Source organism: Stieleria marina (assembly GCA_007741555.1).
In the GTDB taxonomy this organism is placed as follows: domain Bacteria; phylum Planctomycetota; class Planctomycetia; order Pirellulales; family Pirellulaceae; genus K23-9.
Genome location: CP036526.1, coordinates 7,515,220 through 7,540,752, shown reverse-complemented (window position 1 = coordinate 7,540,752; position 25,533 = coordinate 7,515,220). Strand labels below are relative to the sequence as shown.

The window sequence follows — 25,533 nt, the reverse complement described above, 5'->3', positions numbered from 1 at the left end:
CTATTCAAAATTGAAGGTTCACTTGGTGTATCCCCACGGCATTTTTCGTATCACGGCTGCTTCTCCGTCGCTGTCTGTCGCCAACCCGATTGCCAATGCGAAAGCATCAATGCAGGTGATCGATAGCAGCGATGCCGACCTGATCTTGCTTCCTGAGTTGGGGCTGACCGGATACACGTGCGGAGACTTGTTCGGCAGCGATGCGTTACTTGATGGAGCACTGGAAGCGTTGGCGCAGTTGGCGGACCACAGTCGGTCGCATCGCAAAATTGTCGTCGCCGGATTGCCGCTTGCGGTTGCCGGTTCCCTGATGAACGTCGCGGCGCTGGTCGCGAACGGCAAGGTCATGGGAATTGTGCCGAAGACGTTTTTGCCAACTTATCGAGAGTTTTACGAAGGGCGGCATTTTCGCGGCGCCGGCATCAGCGAACCCGAACTTGTAACTGTGCTCGGCCACGACCTGCCCTTTGGGACGGACCTGTTGTTTCAAAGTGGCGATGCGACCATTGCGATCGAAATCTGCGAAGACCTGTGGACTCCGTTGCAGCCCAGCAGTTACGCAGCGGTTGCCGGGGCGAATGTTTTGTTGAATCTATCGGCCAGCAACGAAACGATTGGCAAAGCGAACTGGCGACGTGATTTGGTACGCAGTCAATCAGGGCGGTGTATCGCCGCTTATGCCTACGCGTCATCAGGTGCGGGCGAGTCGACTTCAGATTTAGTGTTTGGTGGTCACTGCATGATCGCCGAAAACGGAGGCATCTTGGGCGAATCGCGGCGAGTGGGAGATGGTTTGGAACCTGCCCACTTTGATCAATCGAGCGTGACCTGTGATGTCGACTTGCAAAGACTGGCGCACGATCGACGCGTGGTTGGTTCGTTTGACGATGTCCGTGATCGACTGGACCGACAGTTTCGCTTAGTCGAACTACGGATGAAATCGGACTCCATCAAACCCCGCAACGCGTTGGCCCGCCGTGTTGACGCGCACCCGTTTGTGCCGGATGAATCCGCGGAACTGGACGCGCGGTGCGCCGAAATATTCTCGTTGCAGGCGGCAGGGTTGATCAAACGACTGACGCGACTGCCGGACACGTTGCCGCTGACAATTGGAGTCTCAGGAGGATTGGATAGCACGCTGGCTTTGTTGGTGGCGATTCGAGCGGTGGATTCGATTGGGCGTGATCGCAAGTGCATTCACGGTGTAACGATGCCAGGTTTCGGGACCAGCGAACATACCCGCACGAGTGCGGATCGACTGATCGAAGCGACCGGAATCACAGGCGATTGCATTGATATCCGCCAGTTGTGTTTGGATACGTTTCGAGGGATCGATCACAAGCCGCTGGGAATCGACATTGATGAAACGACGACGGCCGAATCGCTTCACAAGTCGCTACAAGACAACGCCCAGGGAGCCAGTGATTTGACGTTCGAGAACGTGCAGGCTCGCGTTCGAACGATGCTATTGATGAGCCGCGGATTTGTTCTGGGCACGGGCGACATGAGCGAACAGGCTCTGGGTTGGTGCACTTACAACGCCGATCACATCTCGATGTACAACGTCAATACTTCGATCCCCAAGACCCTTGTGCGTTTTCTGGTGCGTTACGCGGCGGACAACTATTTTGGCGGCGAGTTGAAAGAACTGCTGCACCGAGTTGCCGACACGCCGATTTCACCGGAACTGATGCCAACGGCAGCCGATGGAACCATTTTGCAGGATACCGAAGCGGTGGTGGGCGCGTACGAGTTGCACGATTTCTTCTTGTATCATTTTGTGCGAAATGGATTCTCGCGAGACAAGATTCTTTACTTGGCCGAGCACGCCAAATTCAAAAAGTCCTACAGCAACGGCGAAGTGGCCGAGACGCTCGATACATTCATCCGCCGATTCTTTGGCAACCAGTTCAAACGCAACTGTGTACCGGACGGCCCCAAAGTGGGTTCGGTCAGTTTGTCACCGCGAGGTGATTGGCGAATGCCGAGCGATGCGGATGCCGACGCGTTTTAAGCGAAGAAGCGACCGTGTCGAAAGAAATGGTCGGCTAGCCGAGTGACCTGCGGTGAAAACAGCAGTGAATTGTGCGTGGCCCAAAGCGTCGTGTGGTCTCGTTCGCAATCGATATGCGTGCACCTGTTTGGGACCAAATGGTCGAACTTGGCAGTGACGACACCGACGTCGTTTGGAATCGAAGTCGGCAAGAGACTGGCAAAGCTGTTAGCGGCGTCTGACATTTCTCTGACACATTTGCTGATGCCGCCGATCAGCGGTGCGACAAATCTTGCGACGGGTGTCCCGCGACTCGGAGGAGCAATCAATACGATTCGGCCCAGATTGCTGATGCCGCCTTTGGAAAGAGCATAGCGGGTGACCAGCGATCCCATGCTGTGGGCAAGAATGTCGATGCGTTCTTCGGTTGCGAGGTCATTGACCAGATGAGTGTGCAACGCATCGCCGTGAACTTGAATCGAACGAAAGAAACTCTTGTACCCCCAGTTGTCGGTGCGGTAACCCTTTCTCTGTAGTCGACGACAAGTGGGGGTTAGCCAAATGCGATGGCACGTGAACCCGTGAATGACCAGCACGGTTGCCGGCCGGCATTCCTGCTGATCACTGCGGTTGGAAAAATTTTCGCTAGCCAAATTACCGGAGCGCTTTGATGTTGAGAGTTTTGGCCCAGCCAGTACTAAAACTCCCCAAGCGTTCTTTGCGTGGCACACGCTGGAGCGAAAGGTAGAGCCCGCTGAATCGCTCAATCAAATCGTACAGTGCTTCTTCGGCCAATTCATCAAAGTCGATTCGTGACGAATAGTGGGATGATTGATCGATTTGCGAATCATCCATCAACGGATTGCACCAAGCGTCGACGCCGATCGCGTCGGCACCCAAGGCAACAAGCTTGACCGCATCGTCGGCCGTGATTTCGCCCGGCACGATCCACAGCGGTGTGTGCTTGGCATTGGCTGCGTTCATCAGTTGCCGTGCTCTGCGCGTGAGCGCTGCTAGTTGCAACGGCTCCAAGGCAACTTCGTCGAACCGTACGATCAAACCATCGGGCTTTGATCCAACAGCCAGCGGGATTTCTTCTTCCAGTCGATACGGACCGATTGAAGTGAACACGGCTGCTGATGGAGCGAGGTATCGCAGTTGCTGAAGCTTGGTCGGCAAGTTTTCAAACGAATCAACATCCGGGGGAAATGTAGCCGCTGGTACCCAGCTGCCTTCGACATCTTCGACTTGGGTCTTTGATTCCCAGCGAGCAATTTGATCGGGCGAATACGCAAAACGACCTGACGTGTCGCGTGGCATCATCAATCGCACATCGATGATCGTGGCTTGATCAAAATCCGCGGCGTTGAGTCCGTATCGTTCAGGACGGTACGGGACGATTCGCGGAAAGAAAGCCGCGTCGCTATCGGGGGATACTTCGCCCGGGGATTCTTCGTCGGATTCATTTTTAATCGGGGCGTGAAAGCTGGGCTCGGTATCGGCTCCGGCAAGATCGCTTCTCAGCGCTGAAACCAGAACGTCATAGCGGCTGACCGCAACGGCCAGATCGTCGGCTTGCTGCGTCGTCAATCTGGACCAACGCGGGTCGTACCAAAAGAGAGGCAGGTTGACGATCAGCGGATCGGCATCGGTTCGCGCGACTTGCGATTGGATGGTTTGTCCTGGTGTGCCCGCCCAAGGCGTATTGGCCGGCGGCGGCAGCAGGTAGAGCGGTGCGAGTTGGTCTTGCATGATGTGGTTATCGATAGCTTGGATTGACCTCGCCGCGACGACTGTTTTCCTGATCCAAAACGGACGCAGGAATGATTCGTCGAAACTCTTGTGCGTCGCCGCGAATCGATGCGTTAATTAGCAGCAATCCCAACCGAAGTTCTTCGCGTTTTCGTAGCGGTGCATCGGTGACACCTTCGGCTAGGCTTTTTGCACGGCCGCGAATAAAGATGGTGACGTTGCTCATTGCATCGCCGAGTCGTTCACCGGCGTCGCCGCCGATCACGATCATTCCCCCCAAGGCACCGACAGCGATTTCGTTGCCCGCGTTTCCGCGAACAAAGATTCCGCCGCCACGCATACCGGCACCACAACGGTCACCGGCACTCCCGTAGATCGCAAGCGTCCCGCCGGTCATGGCGGCACCTGCACCGTCGGCTGCATTGCCACGAATCCGCACTGCGCCGCTCATCATTCCTTCGCCGACTCCGTTGCCGACATTGCCGACCAGCCGCGAATCGGCTTGAGCATTGAACGCGAACGCGTAATCGCCCAGGGCCCCTTCGATTTGGAGCCGCACGGGATGATCGATTCGCATCAATGCTGAGTGTTGTCCCTCGGCACCGGTTAGCTTGATCTGGGTCAATTCTTCGTCATTGTCCGAGGGCGTGATTTCGTGAATTGCCGCTCGTACCTGGTCCCGAGAGAGACCTGCCATCGAAATTTCATGTGCCGATGGACTGAGCGCATCGACACCCGTCGAATCAGCTCCGGCGGCGTTCGGTTTGGAAGTGGGTTTAGGAGGAGACATACCGATTAGGCAGAATGATGCGTCTATGGGGGCGCGAAACGTCGAATGGCTTCTACCCGTCACAGTTAGATGCGTAAAACATCGACCAAAACGCGCCTCACAATCGACTCCATTTTACCCGCTCCATCGCGTCCCGCCTCCAGAACCTCGTCATGGGCCGCTTTTACCGAAATATCCGGGTTAGCAACGTTGGTGACCAGGGAGAGCCCCAAAGTCGCCATTCCCAATTCTGAGGCCGCCAATACCTCCGGGACGGTGCTCATGCCGGCGACATCCGCCCCCAGTTTTCGCTGCATTCGGTATTCGGCTCGTGTTTCGTACGTCGGACCAAACGTGGCCAGATACGTGCCCTGGTAGGCCGTGAAGTTCTGCTCCAGCGCGGTCTGCATCGCAATCGCCGACATCGCAGAATCATAGATCTCCCCGCGTCGGGAGAGCGGCAAATTTGAAGGACGCACAGCGCACCGCGACACACTCGTCATCAAGTTAATGTGATCGCGAATGACGATGATGTCGCCGACCGACAATTTTGGGTTCACACCACCCGCCGCGTTGCTGACGATCAACCGCGATGCACCCAGTGCGTGCATGACGTGAACCGGAAAGGCAACGTCGTCGATCGACCAGCCTTCGTATCGGTGAAAGCGTCCGGCCATCGCGACGACGGGCGCATCGGCCAGTGTCCCCAGAATCAATTGCCCGCGATGTCCGCCAGCGGTTGATTTTGCAAATCCGGGAATGTCCGAGTAAGCCATTGAGACGGCGTTGTCGATTTTGTCCGCAAGTCCGCCCAGCCCGCTTCCCAAAATAATCGCGGCGATGGGACGTGTTTCGCAACAACGACGAATCGATGCAACCGCTTGATCACGCAGCGAATCTCTTCTCGCAACATTGGCGGCAACGTCGATGGTGGGGAAATCGTCTAACATGATTTTGGAGCACGGCGACCAAGGCGTGGCAGCTTTGGCGCGTGGCAACTTTGCGGCGTGGAAATTTTGCGGCGTGGAAATTTTGGCTAGGCAATTCGAGTTTGATCGGCTTCGGCGACGATCCCGCGTACCAGTGCTTGTAATTTCGGAGCCGCTTCGCCAGCAGTACGAATGATCTCGTCCACGTTGGCTGGTTTTAAAGCGTCTGCCAGACACATGTCTGTGATCACGCTTAGGCCAACGACTTTCAGTCCACTGTGAATCGCGACGATCGTTTCGGGCACCGTGCTCATGCCGACGACGTCGGCGCCGATCGTTCGCAAGAATCGATATTCGGCACGCGTTTCCAGGTTGGGACCCGCCACAGCGACAAAGACTCCTTTGTGAACACCGATGCCTTGTTCGCGGCCGATGGCGATCGTCCGGTCGATCCACTGTTGGTCGTACGGTTCGCACATGTCTGGGAATCGTTCGCCCAGTCGATCGTCGTTGATGCCGATAAGCGGATTGTCGCCCATTAAGTTGATCTGGTCTTCGATGACCATGATGTCGCCGCCGCTGAAATACGGATTCAGTCCGCCGCAGGCGTTGCTGACGATCATCAGTTCGGCACCCAGGGCTTTGAACACACGCACTGGCAACGTGATTTGTTTCAGCGGGTAGCCTTCATACATATGAAAGCGGCCCTCCATGGCCACGACGGGTACGCCAGCAAGTTTGCCGCATACCAGTCGTCCTCGATGGCTGGTTGCCGTCGAAGTTGGGAAGTGGGGAATATCGGCGTAGTCGATTGCCGCTTCGATTTCGATTTCGTCGACCAGGCCTCCCAGCCCGGTGCCCAGGATGATACCGACGCGAGGCACCGCGCCAAACTGGCTCTGGATCTTTTTCGTCGCGTCTTGAATTTTGTCGTACAGGTCAAGCATGCTGAATATTTCCCAAACGTTTTTCAGTCGGCTGCATAAGATTTTGTTTGATGGCGTAAATGATAAGCAGGTTGGTTTGTCGCCGCGATTGGGGGCAATTCGCCCTGCAATTCACACCCCATTTTGACTGGTGTCCGCCAAGGCAACGCATTTTGGTAAGATTCGATCTTGATGGAACTTCAAACGGATTGAGTTCCAACACCTTCTCATCGCAAACGTTTTATCAGCCCAAGATGTCTACACCTGATCCAGAAGTCTTTGAAAAGCTCGCTTCGTTTTATCTCGGTCGGCACTACGATTTAGAAAACGACGAATTGCAAGACGACTTGTTGATGTACGACGCGAAGGATCTTTGCACGCATGCCATGTGTGTGGGGATGACCGGTAGTGGCAAAACCGGTTTGTGTCTGTCGCTATTAGAAGAAGCCGCGATCGACGGGATCCCTGCGATCTGTGTCGACCCCAAAGGCGACTTGGGCAACTTGCTGCTGTCGTTTCCCGACATGGCACCCGAGGACTTCAAACCCTGGCTGGAAGAAGACGAAGCACGCCGGAAAGGCATGTCGTTGGATGAACTTGCCAGCAAGACGGCGTCGACCTGGAAAGATGGCTTGGCGTCTTGGGGGCAAACGCCCGAGCGCGTTCGCAAATTCAAAGAATCCGTCGACGTGGCGGTGTACACACCCGGCAGCAACGTCGGATTGCCGCTGACCGTCTTGAAAAGCTTTGACGCCCCGCCGCCTGAGGCTCGCGACGATGCCGAATTGATCGGCGATCGTGTCACTGGCAGCGTGTCCGGTTTGCTGACTTTGATGGGCATTGATGCCGATCCGATGACCAGCACCGAACACATCTTGATTTCGTCGATCATGAGCCACGAGTGGCGTGAAGGACGCAACGTCGGCATGGGCCAACTGATTCGCTTGATCCAAGAGCCACCCGTTTCGCGGATTGGAGTCGTCGATGTCGACACATTTATGTCGGCCAGCAGTCGCGGCAAGTTGGCGATGAAGTTGAATAACCTATTGGCATCCCCTGCGTTTGCGCCCTGGTTAGAAGGCGAAGGGCTATCGATCAAACGATTGCTGTACACGCCCGAAGGCAAGCCGCGACTGACGATTTTGTCGATCGCTCATCTGAATGACAGCGAACGAATGTTCTTCGTCACGATTTTGCTGAACGAACTTTTGGCTTGGGTGCGAACTCAAAATGGCACCAGTTCGCTGCGCGCGATGTTTTACATGGACGAAGTCGCCGGATACTTTCCGCCGGTTGCCAAACCGCCGTCCAAGCCACCGATGTTGACGTTGTTGAAACAGGCTCGCGCATTCGGGCTCGGGATCACGTTGGCGACGCAGAATCCGGTCGACTTGGACTACAAGGGGCTTTCCAATATCGGTACGTGGTTCTTGGGCCGATTGCAGACCGAACGCGACAAGGCACGCGTGTTGGAAGGACTGGAAGGTGCCGCCGGCCAAGCGGGCCAGCCATTTGACCGATCGAAAATGGAGCAGACGCTCGCCGGTTTGGGCAATCGCGTGTTCTTGATGAATAATGTCCACGATGGCTACCCAACGACTTTCCAAACACGTTGGGCCATGTCGTTCTTGGCGGGGCCATTGGGCCGTAACCAAATCAGCCGCTTGATGGCGCCGCGTAAGGAAATCGCTGATCAAAAACGAGGGCAACGTCGCGAATCGATTGTCAAAGAAGTCGAAACCAACGTCCGTCCTGTCGCGCCCAGTGGTATCGAAGAACGGTTTTTGGGCACAACGGTTTCGTCACGTGATGGATCAAAATTGGTCTACCGCCCTGCCCTGTTTGCAGAAGCGTCGATGCATTTTGTCAAATCGACGGCCGATCTTGATACGTGGCTGGATTCGCAACGACTGATGCGTTGCGGAACCGAATTTCCCGACGACATGTGGGATTCCAGCGAACCGTTGGGCGAAGACTTTGAACTGCTGGATCAGCCCGAAGAGGGGTTTACGTTCAGCGATCTGCCGGACGAACTTCGCAGCAAAGGCAAGTATCGAACGTACCGAGCTCGCTACAAAGATTACCTTTATCGACACTGTTATTTGACAGTTTTCAAAAGCCCTTTGCTGAAAGAATACGCGCCCGGTGGATGCACCCAGGGTGAAGCCCGTGTGTATTTCAAGCAGGAGCTTCGCGAACAGCGAGATGAGGCAACCGAAAAACTGCGTGACAAGTACGAATCCAAAATGCGAACTTTGGAAGGCAAGATGCGTACCGCGCAGGATCGGGTAGCTCGCGAAACCGCTCAGTACGAACAAGCCAAACGATCGTCATGGATCAATATCGGTTCGACAATTATGGGAGCGTTCCTGGGAGGCCGGCGATCAAGCGTGGGGACAGCCGCACGCGGGTTTGGACGTGCTTCGCAGCAAAAAGACGACATTGGACGCGCAGAAGATTCGCTCGAAGTCTTGCAAGATCAAATGACCGACATGGAACGCGAACTGCGCGATGAGATTGACGAACTAACGCAAAAATACGATGTCGAAAATCTGGAGTTAGAACCGATCGACATTCCACCACGCAAAAGCGATCTGAAAGCAGACGACGTCATGATCGTCTGGACGCCGTGGCAGGTGGATTCCAGCGGCATCGCGACACCAATGTTCGAGCTTGGTGAAGTCTAAGACCGTTCTTTTGCGAATGTTGGCGGCGACCCTACGCCGCCAACTGCATGCTGTCTTCTCGCGTGGCGCGGCGGCTGAACATGCACAGCAACATTGATGCACAGATCAAAAGTGTCAGCCCGGTGAAGACCACGGCGCCCATCGAAGCGAGTCGGTCGCGAACGTTGATTTGGTCCCAGGCGGTTAGGATTTCACTCTGCACTTCCTGAGGGAATGTCAGTTCAACCGCCATTTCGTAGTGTTCGGTTCCACCTTTGGTGACCTTGCCTTGGTAGGTCCGTGATACCAATCGTTCTTTGATCCACTTGTCATTGATGGGGTAAAAGTCGAACCGATCCGAATTGGATTTCAGTTTGATGTAGGAAGCGACTGCAGCACGACGCATCAGGGCGATTTCATCGCGACATTCGTCCAACGTTTCTGCGGGAGCCGTTACGATGACCCAAGTGTGTGGGGCTTCGCCCAAGTTGGGGGCTTGGTCCAGCCAACTGGGGCGATCGGCCGGATATTCGACATGCGAAAGCGGCGGACGCGATAGTTCTTTGACGTCACTTGGTTGCCCAGCGTCTGTTTTCGCAGCGTCTGATTGCGCAACACTGGAGGGGGCAGTCGATAGCGATGTGTCCGGTGCCATTTCTTGCTCGGCAGCAAACGCCACCGTCGATGCCAGTGCGAGCATTGCAAGGCAGGCTGTTCCGGAGTGCAGCATTTCTCTCATGCGATGTACTCCTGTTGTGTAGCGGGCGCTGGTGAGGGAGTGGTTGGTGGAGCGGGGCTCGCTTTGGGACGACCCACCTTGGTGCCGCGTGGATCGACCCAAGGAGCTGACATTTGCACGGCGATGGCGATTCCGCCTGCCATCAACATGCCGTATGGCTGTGGAATGGGCAGCACTTGATGAACAGCCCAGGCAGCGACGACCGTGACTGCGACACTCCACAGGCTCAGTCTGGTGCGACGTAGGGGATCCACTGGTTTCCACCATCGGACGGCAATGAACAGCAACGCAAAGTGGGCCATCATCGCCGAAGGTCGGGGCAATTGATTGTTGTGATACAAGGCTTGCGGCAACGTCATGACATCAATTTCGCGATCCAAACCGACATTCATTGGTAGCAACAGGTAGTCGGCGATTCCATAAGCTGCGACGCCCACGCCCGCACCGATGCCAGCCATCACTAGCCGGCGTGGAAGAGCTTCGCCTTCGTCGCGCTCCCAGAGTTTGCCCATAGCCAAAATCGAAAGAGAGCCCATCAAGATAACCATCGCCATCCATCCAAACGGCGCCAGGTCTGTGGGGGAAACATCGCCGCTGCGCAAACCAATCACTCCGGCGATGATGGTCATCGCGGTCACGGTCAGAATCGCAGCGATCCACGACGTGCTGAGTTCTGCCAGCCGGTGTATCGATCGTTTGGCACGCAGATTGGTCCGCATGTATTGGCGCCATTGATTCTTGGTCGCTGGTTTCTTGGGAACGCCAGCTGCGGTGGCGATTCGCTGTGCCTGTGCATAGGACGGCTGCTGACTGACGCCCAACACCATCTGCCGAACGATGTAGTACGGCACATAAACGATGCCCAAAATGGACAGCACCGGTAGCAACCAACTGGTGTTCAACACCAAAGCGACAATGACGCCAGCCAGGATCAGCTTTTTAGCGCGCGGCGATCGGTCGAGTGTTCCCCACCATCGCTGAAGATCCTTGGCGCTTTCACTGACCGCCCGCGCAAACGGTTCGGTGCGTTTGTTGACCGCGAACGCCATCGCTGGCTGAGCTTGGCCGAGGAAGTTTGCGGGCGATTGATTGACCGCTCGCGGTTGGCCGAACCGTGCAACGGGTTCACCAAGATGAGTGTCGGGTGTCGTCTTGCGATGGCAAAGGGTTGCCATCGGAATGGGGTCTATTGGACCGGAATCAGACAAACCAAGCGGTGCCAACATTTCGGCGACTGTCGAGGGGCGTTCGTTGGGATCTTTGGCAAGTGACTGGGCGATCACGCTGCGATACGGCTGAGCGACTTGGCTCAAATCAGGCGTCGCCGTGAGATGTTTGACAATGATTTCGTGGCAGCTTTCGCCGTCGAAAGGAACTTGCCCCGTTAGCAATTCATAGAGAATGATGCCCAACGCATAGATGTCGATTTCGCGTCCGTATTTTCCACGCCCAATTTCCGGTGCCATGTAATGAAACGTGCCAACGCTTTCGGTGTGTCCGCCGCGATGGGACGCCGAGATAAATTTGCTCAAGCCATAGTCGCCAACTTTAACGACGCCTAGATCATCAAACACGTTGCCGGGTTTCAGATCGCGGTGAACGAGTCCGGCAGCGTGGAGATGCTGGACGCCCGCGGCGATCGCGCTGAACCAGCGACGTGCTTCGCTTTCGGATAGACCATCGGGTGACTGGTCGAGAACTTGTCGCAAATTGAGGCCCGCGATGTATTCCATCACGACCCAGGCTTGGTCATCGGAATCGTGACAGATGTCAAACAGCGAAACCAAATTGGCGTGTTTCAGATTCAAGCAATGCGAAACGCCTCGCAATTCCACTTCCAGATTGCGCTGAATCCGTTTCAACGCGACCTCTTTACCGGCTTCGCTGACCGCAAAGTAAACTTCGCCAAATCCACCCACACCTACGCCACGACGAATCGTGTACGGCGGTAGGGGCGTTGATCCGGGCGCGTAGGTAAACGACATCGGTCGGGTGCTAGGCGAATTGGCAATGGGCGAACCGTTGGGAGACAAAATCGGCATCGTTTCGCGAAGATGCCGATCTGAACTCGCGGCGTTATTGGGATCCGATGACTGCGAATCCGCTTGATCCGCGTTGTTTCGATCCTTTGCCGCAGGTTTTATTTTACCGAGGATAAGGGACATGAATCGATGTTTCCGCTCAGAAAGACCGCAACAGGAACGTCCTGGAGCGGTTTTTCCGCTCAAGAGAGAGGCACAGGCGGTATTGTCATCGGGCGCGCCGATGGCGGACTGGCCTTTATTTGCGGCGGATCGCAGAAGTCTCATGCTGGCTCCAGTGTCATCGCGAGGGATCCGATGCGAATGCGTTCGCCGGGAACCAGAGGTTGGCGAGAATCCAGATTCTCGGGCGGATCGTTCTGTTGCCCTTTTAATTGGGCTTCCCATTGTCGGCCGCGAGCGACCAAAACGATTTGATCAGAGTTTTCGATCGTACGGATATGACAATTTGGCGTCGGCCCCATCAACAGAACTTGATCGACCAGAATTGCCGCGTCGACGTGCCCATCAAAGCGATGTGGACCACGCAATGAAAGCGTGGCCGAGTTGCTGAGCGGACTGGGGCAATCGAGCGTCATCGCGGCAGAACCACCGGTGGGTAAAAGGTTGCCTGGTTGAATCAGTGAGGTGTCATCTTGTTGCCAAGATTGCCAAAAATAGTCGGCGTCTTGCCGGATGATGGTGCCTGAGCGTCGTGGCCAATCAGCCCGTACACAGAGATCCGGCGGCGACTGCTGATCAAATCCTCCTACCGTCCAGCGATTGCCAGCAAGCAAGAGAAACCCTCCGCAACCGTCAACCCAAAGCCTCCAGCGAGATGCTGAAGGCGAATCCTGGTTTGAACTCGTTTGCGCCGACACTGATCAGCCTTCGGTGTCAGGGGAAAAGGAAGTTTCGTCTCGAACCAACGATTTGCAAAATACGCTATCGCTGTGTCACAGCGATAGCATTCCGATTTGGACAACGGCACGAATCCCTCTGGTTGCCGTCACCGGCGGGACTCGTCGCCTCATCCACTGCGAAGCACTCACCGTTATCGGATCAGTCCAACTGAATCGCAACCAGTGACCCTTTGACATCTTGGTCGCCAAAGTACGACGCGATTTCATCCAGTAGATTCTCGTCGCTGGGTTCATCCAAATCGATTTCACCGAAGTACTCGGTGTCGACTTGCATCGTTTCTTCTTCGACGTCGATTCGCGTGGCGATCGAATCCAAAAGGCCGCGTGTTTGCGACAGATGACTGTCGTCCAAGTTTAGTTGGCTACTGGTCTGTGCGACACGCAAAGCCCCCAGCCGAGCCTGCAAGTTTTCGACTTCGACTTCCAGTTGACGTTTCGCACTCAGCATTGCATCCATTCGCTCGTGGGCTGCTTTGAGCGATGAATTTCGAGCGGACAGCATCTGTTGCAACTTGTCGGCAGTCGCCTCGCGTGTCTTGAAACGCTTAAATCGATTACTCAAGTCGTCTTTTACTTGTGCGACCGTATAAGTCCGGGTGCCGTAGGTGTACGACTTGCTGTCGCTTTTTAGGTCCTCTGTCAGTCGCTCGATGTCGGTTTGGGCTTTGGCCAGTCGCTGGTCCGATTCGGACAACTGTTTGGTCAAATGGTTGACTTCGATTTTTTCGCGAGCAATTCGCTTCGCATTGACTTCGATTTCGGGTTTCAAATCGGTGATCATCTGGCGAGCGCGATTCAACTCCCATTCCAATGGAACGGAGTCATTGGCACTGCTACGAATCCAGTTGGCTCCGCAACGTGCGTAGCTAAACAAAGGGACGCCGACGGTGACACTTGAAAGTAGCGCCAATGCGCCGCCGGTAACGATGACTTTCTTCAGCATGGGTCTTCTCCTGAAACTCGAGTTGGCTGATCAAGAACCGAGCCATTAAAAATGGCAGCAGGCGGTTCACAACCAACAATTCGCCGCTCGTTGAGCAATCTTGGTTCGATTTTCAGAAAGTTTCTGTCAGACCGCCTCAAAGGTTGCCCTGTCGATGCGACACGCAGGCTGCTAGGCTCTTTAGGGGCTATTGGGCTTTATTTGCACTTTGATAGACATTTAGTGGTTTATAATTACACTAACAGGAGGCGCAGAGACGATTTGTTGACATAGGTGCCTGCCTTGTTGGCATTTCGCGACACAGGTGTCGCAAAAAAGAGGCACCCAGCGAAGTGAGGGCAAGTAGCCAAAATTGGGTTAAGTCTTTGCCGAGCTGTAACTTAGGATTGAATTAGGTAAGCCACTGAGTGTTTCGGCACATCAATTGCGGTGAACCATAACTAACCAAACAGGCTCTTAATGACCGAGAGCCATTTTTGGCGACAGACGAGTACCCAAACGCACGGGGCTGGTTTGTAGACAAATAATTGCAATGGAATGCCTAACCGGAGAGACCTCCGATGCCAACTTCAAGTGAAAACCGAACCCCTAACGACCTCAAGTTAGAGGGTGAACATTGGAACGAGCTGATCGCCGTTATCAGCCCCAAATCGATTGAATCGCTCGATTCGTTTGACGAATGGATGAGCGAGCAATTGTCGGACCTGGAAACGCAGTTGGATGAATTCTCGTCACGCCGTTCGATTAAGAAATCGCTCCGCGGCTAACCGTCACCAACGACGTCTCGCTTACCGACACCGCATCGGCCCGCCGCACTGAACCAAGGTGCCCCTGTCGGTTCGACTAAACTCATCGCTGACCTTCTGTCCTTTCATTCCAAGAATGGCCTTTTTCAGCGATGAAGTCTCACCTTTTTCTTGCAGTTTCTCTGGCAACTGTTCTGTGCAGCTCTTTTGCAGTGCCAGCCTCCTGCCCAGCCCAGGGCATTGTCACCACCCTGCCTGCCGAGCCAATCACCGATTGGTCGTCGGAACCATTCTGGGAATCCCTCGACGGCCGTCCCGCCACCGACGGCTGGGAGTTTGTCGATGGGGAAATCCGACTGGTCAAACCGCGCGGCGCGAATGGCAGCTTGCTATCTCCTGTGTTGCCACCGAACTTTGAACTTTCGTGGCAATGGAAAATTGACAAGCGAACCAACACGGGACTGAAGTACCGGGTTCGTCGCCTTGGCAAAGCTATCTTCAATGACCGTCCGCTGGGCATCGAGTATCAGATTATCGACGACGATGCTGACAGCCGATCCAAATCGAGCACGGCTTCGATCTACGGTCTGGTTTCGCCATCAGCCAATAAAACATTGCACGCTGTTGGCGAATGGAATCGTGCACGTGTTGTCGCGATTGGTGATCGCATCGAGCATTACCTCAATGGCCAGTTGGTTGCATCGGCAAGCACGGCACAGCCGGGTTGGGAAGCTGCCATCGCACTGAGCAAGTTTTATGGCGCAAAGGACTTTGGGCGTCCTGGGGACGGCGACCGTTTCATGCTGACCGACCATGGCGGAAAGGCCAGCTTTAAAGATTTTCAGTTCACGGTTCGCGAAGTGCCAAAGCAAACCGCGAAAGTAATCGCTGCGTCGCCGCCCTATCTTGGGAATGGAATGCGAAACAGTTGGGCCGATCAGGATTCGATCGTACTGTGGACACGGACAACATCGCAGAGCGAAATGAACCTCGCCGGGCCGCACTTCATTCAGCTCAGCACCAAACAAGCCAACAAGCTCGCTAAGAAAACCGAGGCCGGCAAATTGATGCAGGCGCAGGTGCCTGCCGGTTCCAAATTGAGTGAGATGTTTGGAGCGTGTCCGGGGAATGCTGGTCGCGTTCGGTTGAGCTATTTTCCCACCGCGAAAGTCAATTCGATCCGACAGACCGATTGGCAAACCACCCGCGCCGAGAGCGATTTTACAGCGCAGTGGAAACTGGATTGTCTAAAGCCTGGGACACACTACGCCGCCATCGTTGAAGCAAAGCCTGTCGACAGCGACGAAATCACTGCGGTTGTCCGTGGCAGTTTTCGTACGGCTCCGAAAACGCAGTCGCGAAAGGAGTTTCGTTTTTGCATGACGACCTGTCACGATTTTCTCCGGCGCGACGATGGCAACCACGGTCACAAAATCTATCCCGCGATGACTGCGATGAAGCCTGATTTTGTCGTTCACGCTGGCGACATCGAGTACTACGACAAACCCGACCCGTGGGCGATGACTCGGGAGCTAATGCGTTTCAAATGGCAGCGGATCTTTGCCCTGCCCAACAATCGAAGGTTCTATAGCAGCACGACCAGCTACTTTTTGAAAGATGATCACGACACTTTAAAAAATGATAGTTGGCCCGGCCAAATGTATGGATCGGTGTCGTTTGATGAAGGAGTTCAGCTATTCAATGAAGAACAGTTTCCTTCGCATTCGCCTCGCTACAAAACGGTTCGGTGGGGACGCGATTTGCAAATCTGGTTCTTAGAAGGACGCGATTACCGTAGCCCCAACACCATGCCTGATGGGCCAGGCAAAACGATCTTGGGTGCCGATCAGAAAGCGTGGTTGTGGAAAACCCTGGCCGAATCGAAAGCGAAATTCAAAGTGGTCGTCAGCCCGACTCCCATCGTCGGACCCGATCGGCCCAATAAAAGCGACAATCACGCCAATGACGTTTTCCAGCACGAAGGCGACGAAATTCGCAAAAAACTGTCGGACATCGACAACGTGATCGTGCTTTGTGGCGATCGGCACTGGCAATACGCATCGGTCGACGAAAAAACCAACCTTTGGGAGTTCGGTTGTGGGCCGGGAAGTGAGAAACACCAATTAGGATGGAAGGTCGGTGACGAACGTCCGACACACCGTTTCCTGAGAGTCAAAGGCGGCTTTCTTTCTGGCCAGTTGACCTACCCAGACGATGACAAAGAACCGAAACTAACTCTTCGGCACCACAGTGTGACGGGCACGCAAGAAAGCGAATTTGTGTTCCCCGTGGCAAATCAACCAGCTGCCGATCCCTCCCGCTAGACGCTGCCGTCAGAGTTTGCCGTCCGATTCGCCCCATCGACTTTTTGGACCGGTGGCCGATCCGATGCCCGCCAAGCCAATCCCCACCGTTCCAGTACCCGCCGAACCAATCCCCGCTGTTCTGCCCTCCCCTTAAAATTCGCATGGACCTAGTCCTTTCCCTCCCTTCGGCCACCGGTCGCTCTTCCAACGTTCGCGCGATCGTCGTGCAGATTGGGGTGTGGTTTGTTGTTGCCGCAGCGCTGCTGGTTTCGCAGGTCGGTTCCGTTACCGCCGAAGAACCCGCGCTCACTCAAGCCGAATCACGGCGTCTGTTGATCGATGGGGAAGTTCTCGATTCGATTACCAACGAACGCGTTGAAACTTTTCGCGTCATTCCAGGGGTACGTTACAACAGTGTTCCCGGGGCGCGGGGCAATGTCGCCGTTTGGCAGCCGCACATGATCCGCGAAATGAAAGACGGAATCTTTCAATGGCCTCGCACACGCGGCTACGACGAAATGCGTTTTCGAATCGAAGCAGATGGGTATCGGGCGGCAACCACGACGTGGCTTGGCAAAGGCGGACCGCATCTAAGAATGAAGGTTCATCTGCGACCCGATGAGGGTATCGAAGGTGTCGTGGTTTCGCCCGATGGTTCGCTTGCCGCTGGCGCCACGTTGGCAATCGGATTGCCCAACCGAGGCATCCGGCTCAATGGCTGCAAGGTGGAAAGTCACGATCAAGAACCCGCCAATCGTTTGAGCGATCAGTGGCGACGTCCGCTGACGATCCAGACAAACGATCAAGGCGAATTTGTGTTGCCCTACGAAAGCGATCCTTCTGCGGTGCTCTGCGTGGTTCACGAAAGCGGCTATCTGGAGGAAACATTTGTCGACTGGGCGTCAGTGCTCGACCAGTCACCTAGCGATTCGATCATCGTGCAGCTTGAACCCTGGGCCCGCATCCAAGGCCGCGTGTACTGGAAAGATCGACCCGGGCAAGGTTCGTCGATCAATCTGACCATGCATCGTAGCGAGCCCTACCCAGGTCTGGCGGCTTCGTATTCCAAAGCAACGTCGGACGCCGAGGGCAATTTTGTGTTTGCCTATGTCCCTCCAGGTTCAGTCCAAGTCAGTCATGTCGTGAATCCGCCGGTGGATTCAGCGGCCAGCCCGCGCGGCACGGTCTTGGAATATCCCCAAGAGTCACTTTTCCTAAAGCCAGGCCAGACCAAGGTCATCGAATTTGGCGGCGAAGGGATTGAGGTGTGTGGAAAATTGTCGGGGCTGGATTCGTACCAGGGAGTCACGCTTTCGATCCGGCCGCCGGCTCCGGATGTCTGGCGGATGCCGCGACTGCGAAACAACGCCGTTGGCAAAAAAGCTCCCAACGGGTACGTCGTTTTGCAAAAAACAGACTACGCACCGCTGTACTTTCGCGATGCGATCCCGGTCGCCGATGACGGCAGTTTTTGCATCCAAGACGTCATGACCGGGCAATACAATGTTTGGGTGCAAGGTGCTTCCGGTTCCAGTCGATTTAACTTGACCAGCGAGATTGGCAAACCATTGGACATCGGCACGATTGCTGTCCAACCGGCACCGAAGTTACTAGAGCTTCCCGACGTGCCCAGATGATTTCATTTTCGAACGTATCAGGAAATGCGTACTAGGAAATGATCGCGTAGCGTGAAACCAGCTCAGCTTCTATCTATTAAACCAAACGATATGACACTTACATCGATGCACCTTTGGCGGACGCAGCGGATTCAAGTCGCAGGGTTGATTTGCGTTTTGGGGGTGTTTGGTGGCCCGGCGTTGGCCGCCGAAGTCAATTTCAATCGTGATGTGCGGCCGATTTTGTCCGACCACTGCTTTGCGTGCCATGGTCCCGATGAGCATGATCGGCAAGCTGATTTGCGTTTGGACACGGCGGACGGAATTCAAGCGGCTGTCAACGTCGACTCAGCGGATCGAGTAGAACGAGCGGCCAGTGAGTTGGTGCTGCGTGTCTTGTCGACGGATCCCGACATGGTGATGCCGCCGGCGGATTTTCATAAACCGCTTTCGCAAAAACAAAAAGACGTTTTGAAGGACTGGGTGCTCGATGGTGCCAAGTACCAGCAGCATTGGTCATTCATTTCGCCGACCCGCCCCGAAGTGGACTCGTCAGCTGCGACGCCGATCGACGGATTTCTGAACTGTCGGATTGCCGCAGCCGGATTGGTGGCGACCGCGCCGGCTGACAAGCGAACGCTTTTGCGACGTGTGTGCTTGGACCTGACTGGATTGCCGCCCGATGCGCAGCAGATCGAAACGTTTCTAAGTGACGATTCGGATGATGCGTACGAAAAACTGGTGGACCGGTTGATCGATTCGCCTAGCTTCGGCGAACAGATGGGCCGCTATTGGCTGGACTTGGTTCGTTACGCCGACACGCATGGTTTGCATCTGGACAACTATCGCGAGATGTGGCCGTATCGTGATTGGGTGATCGATGCGTTCAACGACAACATGCCGTTGGATCAGTTTTACACCGAACAGCTGGCCGGCGACTTGCTCCCCGATGCGACCGATTCGCAAAAGATCGCCAGTGGATTCAATCGGCTGAATGTCACGACCAACGAAGGTGGGTCGATTTACGACGAAGTCTTTGCCCGCAACGTGATGGACCGGACCGATGCTTTTGGCACCATTTTCTTAAGTCTGACGACGGGCTGCGCCGTTTGTCACGATCACAAATTCGATCCCATCACGCAGGCCGACTACTACTCGTTGTCAGCGTTTTTTAATTCGCTGGACGGTCGCGCGCTGGACCTTAACGTCAAGGACCCCGCCCCTGTGCTTCGCGTGCCGAGCGACGAGCAAAAACAACGGCTCAAAGAAATCGATGAGGAATTGCCTCACGCGATCGCCCGCCTTTCCGATCCAATCGAAACGGTCGATCAAGCTCAGCGGCAATGGGAGCAAACGTATTCGCCATCTGCCGCGCCCGTTGAACACATCCTGCAGCCTTCACAAGTTACGTCCGCAGCCAATAAGAAAACCAACATTCGCAAGGACGGTTCGTTTGAGATCACAAAAGATCCCGCCGCCAAAGACACGCTGACCCTGGTTGCGACCTTGCCATCCGAGGCGCTTCCCGCTGGGGCGCAGTGGCAAACCCTGCGATTGGATGGGTTGGTCGACAAACCCGACGACCGCCCGGGGCTAAGCTCCAACGGCAATGTTGTTCTAAGCGAGATCGTCGTCGAAACAGCGAGCAGCTCCGACGATCCCGAGTGGCATGTTGTTCCGATCGACAGCGCGATCGCGGATGTCGAGCAAGGCGACGGGCCGTTCGCGGTGAGCTACGCATTCGATGGAAAAGTAAACGGATCCGAGGGCTGGGCGGTCGATGGCCATCGCAAAACCGGTCCGCGAACGGCTTGGTTCATGATGCCCACGCTTGTCAGTGGGACCGAAGAACGACCCACTCTGATTCGCGTGCAGCTGAAATTTCAGTCCGTGCATGCGGCACATCAGTTCCGTCGTATGCGTTGCACGCTGTCGGATTCAGGGCCCACCGTACCGAAAAACCAACGCATCACGTTTGGCGACATTCATAGTGTGGGACCGTTTGCGGTGGAAAGTGCCAGTCCGGGATACGGCCGGAAATTTGCTTCGCAGGAAAAGAAGTTTGATGCTGGTGAAGTGTTCAACTACAACGACCGAACCTACCGCTGGCAACACCGCGCGGACCTGTTGCCTGTCCAGGTCAATGCTTTGCCAAAACTATCCGATCGTTCTTCGGTGACGGTCTTGCATCAGAAAATTCATGCTCCCAAAGCGCAGAAAGCGACGCTTCTGATCGGTACGGACGACGGACACCAGATTTTTCTTAACGGCAAGCGTATCGCGATGCACCGTGCAGCCGGTGAATTGAAACCGCTTCACCATGAGTACGACGTCGATCTTAAAAAGGGTGACAACCGACTCTACGTCAAAGTCATTAACCACAACGGTGAGTCGCGATTGTGTTATGCCTGGCGTTCGCCGGCGATCGAAGCACCGTCGCATTTGGTGCAACTCTTAAGTGTGCCGGCGAAAGACCGCAGCGCGGCGGAGCAGACGGCGATCCAAAAATACTATCGCGCAGTGCACTGCCAGCATCCCGATTGGTTGGCCTTGATTGATCTTAGGAACGGATTGCAAAAGGCCAGGGAAAAGTTGATCGCGGAATCGCCAACGACTTTGGTTTGGAAGGAGCTTGCCAAGCCGCGTGAGGCGCACATCTTGAATCGGGGGCAATATGATCAACCCGGTGATGTGGTTCCCCGGACGACGCCCAGCTTTCTGCCGCCGCTTCCAGTGGACGCTCCATTGGATCGTCTTGGATTGGCGAGATGGCTTTGTTCGCCGGATCATCCGCTAACGGCTCGGGTGGCGGTCAATCGATTTTGGCAGCAGATCTTTGGAATGGGATTAGTCAAAACCAGCGAAGACTTTGGCAGCCAAGGCGACGCTCCTACTCACCCGCAGTTGCTGGATCATCTTGCGGTCGAGTTTCGTGAAAGTGGCTGGGACGTCAAACAGCTGATCAAGTCGCTCGTGATGACGGAGGCCTACGGGCGAGATTCGCAGGCGAGCGATTCTGCTTTGCAGGTCGACCCCGAGAACCGTTTGTTTGCACGTGGGCCACGGTATCGCTTGGACGCCGAAGTTCTCCGCGATCAAGCATTGGAGCTGGCTGGCCTGCTTCGAAAAGACAGGGGCGGCCCCAGCGTTAAACCGCCTCAGCCGGATGGTCTGTGGTACGCCGTGGGCTATTCCCGCAGTAACACCGCCAAATTTACGGCTGACAAAGAGGACGACAAAATCTATCGACGCAGCGTCTATATCTTTTGGAAACGGACCAGTGCGCCGCCGCAGATGTCGACGTTTGACGCGCCCAGTCGCGAATCTTGCACCGCCCGACGCGAACGCACCAACACACCCCTGCAGGCACTGCTGTTGATGAACGAAGTGCAGTACTTGCAAGCCGCCAAATCGCTGGCCGTGATGGCGCAGTCACAAACGGAAGTGGATTCGGACCAACAACGAATCGAATGGTTGTTCCAGAAGATCACAATTCGTCCGCCTACGTCGATCGAAACCGATGAACTGCAAGGGCTGCTGGTGGATTTAAAACGGAGCTATGCCGTTGATCTGTCCGAAGCCAAAAAATTGGTCGGAAAGAGGTCGGCGGATCTGGCTGCTTGGACCGTGTTGGCCAGCACTTTATTGAACTTGGATGAGGTAGTATCGAAATGAGTGCTGAAAACCAAAACCACTTTGCAAATGACCTGACGCGCCGTGCGTTTTTCTCGCGGACTTCGGCTGGTCTAGGAGCCGCGGCGTTGGCGTCGCTCGATACGCAGGCTGCCACGCAGCCACGCGCCGGTGGTCGGCCGGATTTGCCGCATCACCCGGCCAAGGCCAAACGGGCGATCTATTTGTTCATGTCGGGTGCGCCCAGTCAGATGGACATGTGGGATCACAAACCCAAGATGGCCGATTTCTTTGACAAGGATTTGCCCGAATCAATTCGCCAAGGTCAACGACTGACCACGATGACCAGTGGCCAGTCGCGGTTTCCCATTGCGCCGAGTGTCTACGATTTTAAACCGCATGGTCAAAACGGCACGATGGTCAGCGAGTTGCTGCCGCACATGGCTGGCAAAGTCGACGAGATCGCTTTGGTCAAATCGATGTACACCGAAGCAATCAATCACGATCCCGCGATCACGTACATTTGCACCGGCGACCAATTGCCGGGCAAAGCAAGCCTGGGCGCTTGGCTGAATTACGGACTAGGTACCGAAAACGAAAACTTGCCTGCGTTCATGGTGATGACGGCAACTTGGACCGGTCGCAAAGAAGCCCAGGCGCTGTACAACCGGCTTTGGGGAAGTGGGTTTTTGCCTAGCAAGTATCAAGGTGTTGCTCTGCGCAGCGCCGGTGACCCCGTGTTGTATCTGTCCAATCCGGGCGGGATCGATTCGCGCGTTCGCCGCCGGATGCTCGATTCACTGGGACGACTCAACAGCATCAACTCGGAACGAACCGGCGATCCCGAAACACTGGCGCGTATCGCGCAGTACGAAATGGCGTTTCGGATGCAAACCAGTGTGCCTGATTTGGCAGACATCAGCGACGAACCGCAGCATGTGCTGGATTTGTATGGTCCCGATGTGCTGATACCAGGAACGTTTGCCAATTGCTGTTTGATGTCGCGGCGGATGGCCGAACGTGGCGTTCGGTTCACGCAGATTTTTCATCGCGGTTGGGATCAGCACGGTGCTTTGCCAAAAGACTTGCCCAACCAATGCCGCGACGTTGATCAGCCATCCGCAGGACTATTAACCGATTTGCGACAGCGTGGCATGTTGGACGACACGTTGGTCGTCTGGGGCGGCGAATTTGGCCGGACCATTTATTGCCAAGGCAAATTGACCAAAGACACCTACGGCCGCGATCATCACCCAAAATGCTTCACCATTTGGATGGCAGGTGCGGGCATGAAAGGCGGCGTCGTTCATGGTGAAACGGATGATTTCAGCTACAACGTCACCAAAGATCCGGTTCACATACGCGATCTCAACGCCACGATCCTGAATCAAATGGGGATCGATCACGAACGGTTTACGTACCCTTTCCAAGGTCTCGATCAAAAGTTGACCGGTGTCGAAGATAGCCGAGTGATCCAAGAAATCTTGGCATAGCTGGGTGGATCGGCCCAAGTCATGGCGTCGGCAACCGCGTTTTTGTTGGTGACCGGTATCCTGCTGATTCCACGAGCCCGGCTGATGACGCGATATTCGGCTGGTGGTGTGACACGCCGAAAATCGCCCCACGTTTCACAAAACCCGATTCGCGGCAAGAATACTCGTGTCGATTTCTTGCCTCTGACCGCGCTGTGTGAACGTCTTGAATCTACCTGACCTTTCTCCTCTCCTTGGCCCGTCCGCTGATCCGGTGAATGCCGGCTACCATCTCAGAAAAATTGCTGAAGCCACGGGACCCGCCGCCGGTCTTGCGACATTGGCAGCCATGGTGGAACAATCCGGTGCCATCAATCAGTCGGATCCGGCGATCATTGGCGGTCTGCTGAGCGTCGTGCATACCCAGTTGTTGCAAGCGCCTATCGATGAAGTCGCCGTGGTGTTGGCCAAGATTGATCCGCAAGTGATCTATCAGGTGGAATCCACGCTGCCCGACCAAACGTCCAACCGGCACCTGCTGCTGCAAGTCCTGGCGATGATGCGAACGGCTGCATCGCTGGGAATCTTGAAAGCGATCCTGATCGATCGTCCTCCCAAAGAATGGATGCAGGCCGCTCAGATTCTAAGTCCATTGATGCAAAACGATGATTGGCCCGTCGATGCGTTGTATCCCGACGTGTTGCAGTGTCTGATCCATCCTTCGCTGGCAGCGTCATTGTTGGATTTGGCAAACTACCTGACTCGCAAAGGTCGCGTCGACGAACATCCCGCCGTCGAACAGTTGCAAGCGCTGAACCATCTGTTGGGCGAAGTCAGCGGTCGACTGGGCAGTTTCGAGGATAATCCCCGGGCGTTTGGAACCGATGTCGAAACGGTGCAAAACACTTTGGGCGAAGCCGTCGCACTGGCAGTGTCCCTGTGCGATGCAGTGGGATTGATCGGTGACGAGTCATCGATTGGCAAACTGAATCAAACGGTCGAACTTCGACACCGCCGCGTTCAATGTGAAGCAGCTGGCGCTCTGGCGAAACTAGGCGATGACGTTGGCCAAGAACGTTTGATCGAATTGGCCGGTGATCCGGCGGCCCGATTGCGCGCCATTCAGTATGCCGACGAATTGGGTTTCGGCGATGAGATCGAAGAGGAGTATCGCACCGACAACGCCAACGCCGAAGCTGAGTTGGCCCTTTGGCTTAGCCAACCACAACAAATGGGTGTTCCGCCGACCCATATCGAAGTGGTCGACACACGTCGCATGCTTTGGCCTAGCTTCGAAAATCCGATCGACGTGTTTCTAGTGCGGTTCGAATACAATTTTGGCGACCGCGTTTTCAGCAATGTTGGAATCGCTGGGCCAACGACCCATTCGCTGGCCGCTGACGTGGCCGATATGTCGATCGACGATATTTACGCAATCTACGCAGGCTGGCACGCCGAGCATTCCGACATCTTTACGATCAGTGTCGATCAATTCAATGAAGCTCAGAAGCGTGCAATTGAGCCGTTTGCTCAGCATCTCCAGCATCTCGGTTATGATGACATCAAGCCGGAAATGCTGGGTTTTTTGCTGGACGAACAGGCCGCCATTTTTACCGGCACGCGAGACAACACACAGTGCGTCGTCGTGACCGACGGGTTAGAAACAATCGATCAACCCATCGCTGGCCGTCAGCGTCCCTTGGGTCCAAGCGATATCTTTAACTTGTACAAAGGTCGCAAAATGTTGCGGACGTTTAACTCTTAACGCTTCCTCCCGCCACCAAAGAGACTACGACATGTCGTTTCAATTGGGCACGCTAACCGACGCTGAGAGTCGGTTCAAAAGAGACTTTATCGAGTTTGCGAAACTTTGGGCCGATGTCAAAGAAGATTGGCGGGATGATCGTTGCCGGCGGTTTGAACAAGAGCATCTCGCTTCACTGGGACCTAGCCTCAATCGATTTACGGCTGGGCTAAACGAACTTACCAATAAAATTCGTCAAGCGGATCGTGCACTCGCAGACGAAGGTCCGTCGCCGGATCAGCTATAGTGTTAGCTGGTAGCAAGCTTGTTCGTACGATCGTTGACGACTGATTCA

18 protein-coding genes are annotated in these 25,533 nt (G+C 55.1%); 9 read left to right on the top strand and 9 right to left on the bottom strand.

Annotation, left to right across the window (positions count from 1 at the left end):
• Window positions 1-25: 25 nt before the first annotated feature.
• On the top strand, window positions 26-2,014 hold the full coding sequence (locus tag K239x_RS26720; RefSeq protein WP_145422605.1) for an NAD(+) synthase: 1,989 nt from the start codon (window positions 26-28) through the stop codon (window positions 2,012-2,014).
• Here K239x_RS26720 and K239x_RS26715 read toward each other — a convergent pair.
• The 5 genes from K239x_RS26715 to K239x_RS26695 all read right to left on the bottom strand — a co-directional run bounded on the left by K239x_RS26715 (window position 2,011) and on the right by K239x_RS26695 (window position 6,390).
• The gene (locus K239x_RS26715; RefSeq protein ID WP_145421365.1) at window positions 2,011-2,646 is read right to left on the bottom strand and encodes an esterase/lipase family protein; all 636 of its coding nucleotides are present in this window, start codon (window positions 2,644-2,646) and stop codon (window positions 2,011-2,013) included. The genes K239x_RS26720 and K239x_RS26715 overlap by 4 nt on opposite strands.
• 1 nt (window position 2,647) lies before the next feature.
• Window positions 2,648-3,745 carry a beta/alpha barrel domain-containing protein gene (locus tag K239x_RS26710; RefSeq protein ID WP_145421363.1) on the bottom strand — a complete coding sequence of 366 codons (1,098 nt, stop codon included), beginning with the start codon at window positions 3,743-3,745 and terminating at the stop codon, window positions 2,648-2,650.
• A gap of 7 nt (window positions 3,746-3,752) precedes the next feature.
• Complete coding sequence (locus tag K239x_RS26705) at window positions 3,753-4,535, bottom strand: tributyrin esterase (RefSeq protein ID WP_419189432.1); 783 nt, start codon at window positions 4,533-4,535, stop codon at window positions 3,753-3,755.
• A gap of 65 nt (window positions 4,536-4,600) precedes the next feature.
• Window positions 4,601-5,464 (bottom strand): purine-nucleoside phosphorylase, encoded by an 864-nt coding sequence (locus K239x_RS26700; RefSeq protein WP_145421361.1) that lies wholly within the window; start codon window positions 5,462-5,464, stop codon window positions 4,601-4,603.
• 86 nt (window positions 5,465-5,550) lie between these two features.
• Window positions 5,551-6,390, bottom strand: a complete 840-nt coding sequence (locus K239x_RS26695) for a purine-nucleoside phosphorylase (protein WP_145421359.1) — start codon at window positions 6,388-6,390, stop codon at window positions 5,551-5,553.
• Between the two features lie 233 nt (window positions 6,391-6,623).
• On the opposite strand from K239x_RS26695, the gene K239x_RS26690 reads away from it, so the two are divergent.
• Window positions 6,624-9,056 (top strand): ATP-binding protein, encoded by a 2,433-nt coding sequence (locus tag K239x_RS26690; RefSeq protein WP_145421357.1) that lies wholly within the window; start codon window positions 6,624-6,626, stop codon window positions 9,054-9,056.
• A gap of 31 nt (window positions 9,057-9,087) precedes the next feature.
• Here K239x_RS26690 and K239x_RS26685 read toward each other — a convergent pair whose 3' ends face one another.
• The 4 genes from K239x_RS26685 to K239x_RS26670 form a co-directional block, all read right to left on the bottom strand.
• Window positions 9,088-9,774 carry a hypothetical protein gene (locus K239x_RS26685; RefSeq protein WP_145421355.1) on the bottom strand — a complete coding sequence of 229 codons (687 nt, stop codon included), beginning with the start codon at window positions 9,772-9,774 and terminating at the stop codon, window positions 9,088-9,090.
• Complete coding sequence (locus tag K239x_RS26680; protein WP_145421353.1) at window positions 9,771-11,939, bottom strand: serine/threonine-protein kinase; 2,169 nt, start codon at window positions 11,937-11,939, stop codon at window positions 9,771-9,773. Before K239x_RS26680 ends, K239x_RS26685 begins: the two co-directional genes overlap by 4 nt.
• A 140-nt stretch (window positions 11,940-12,079) precedes the next feature.
• Entirely contained in the window at window positions 12,080-12,592 is a 513-nt protein-coding gene (locus K239x_RS26675) for a hypothetical protein (protein ID WP_145421351.1), read from the bottom strand.
• A gap of 265 nt (window positions 12,593-12,857) precedes the next feature.
• Window positions 12,858-13,661 (bottom strand): hypothetical protein, encoded by an 804-nt coding sequence (locus K239x_RS26670; RefSeq protein WP_145421349.1) that lies wholly within the window; start codon window positions 13,659-13,661, stop codon window positions 12,858-12,860.
• A 560-nt stretch (window positions 13,662-14,221) separates the two neighbouring features.
• Between K239x_RS26670 and K239x_RS26665 the strand changes: the two genes are divergently transcribed.
• The 7 genes from K239x_RS26665 to K239x_RS26635 all read left to right on the top strand — a co-directional run bounded on the left by K239x_RS26665 (window position 14,222) and on the right by K239x_RS26635 (window position 25,485).
• Complete coding sequence (locus K239x_RS26665; RefSeq protein WP_145421347.1) at window positions 14,222-14,428, top strand: hypothetical protein; 207 nt, start codon at window positions 14,222-14,224, stop codon at window positions 14,426-14,428.
• A 191-nt stretch (window positions 14,429-14,619) separates the two neighbouring features.
• Window positions 14,620-16,731, top strand: a complete 2,112-nt coding sequence (locus tag K239x_RS26660) for a 3-keto-alpha-glucoside-1,2-lyase-like domain-containing protein (RefSeq protein ID WP_419189431.1) — start codon at window positions 14,620-14,622, stop codon at window positions 16,729-16,731.
• Between the two features lie 143 nt (window positions 16,732-16,874).
• Window positions 16,875-18,350 carry a hypothetical protein gene (locus tag K239x_RS26655; protein WP_145421343.1) on the top strand — a complete coding sequence of 492 codons (1,476 nt, stop codon included), beginning with the start codon at window positions 16,875-16,877 and terminating at the stop codon, window positions 18,348-18,350.
• Between the two features lie 90 nt (window positions 18,351-18,440).
• Window positions 18,441-22,004, top strand: a complete 3,564-nt coding sequence (locus K239x_RS26650; protein ID WP_145421341.1) for a PSD1 and planctomycete cytochrome C domain-containing protein — start codon at window positions 18,441-18,443, stop codon at window positions 22,002-22,004.
• Window positions 22,001-23,455 (top strand): DUF1501 domain-containing protein, encoded by a 1,455-nt coding sequence (locus K239x_RS26645; RefSeq protein ID WP_145421340.1) that lies wholly within the window; start codon window positions 22,001-22,003, stop codon window positions 23,453-23,455. Before K239x_RS26650 ends, K239x_RS26645 begins: the two co-directional genes overlap by 4 nt.
• A 328-nt stretch (window positions 23,456-23,783) precedes the next feature.
• The gene (locus K239x_RS26640) at window positions 23,784-25,199 is read left to right on the top strand and encodes a HEAT repeat domain-containing protein (RefSeq protein WP_419189430.1); all 1,416 of its coding nucleotides are present in this window, start codon (window positions 23,784-23,786) and stop codon (window positions 25,197-25,199) included.
• Window positions 25,200-25,230: 31 nt separating this feature from the next.
• Window positions 25,231-25,485 carry a hypothetical protein gene (locus tag K239x_RS26635; RefSeq protein ID WP_145421336.1) on the top strand — a complete coding sequence of 85 codons (255 nt, stop codon included), beginning with the start codon at window positions 25,231-25,233 and terminating at the stop codon, window positions 25,483-25,485.
• Window positions 25,486-25,533 lie beyond the last annotated feature (48 nt).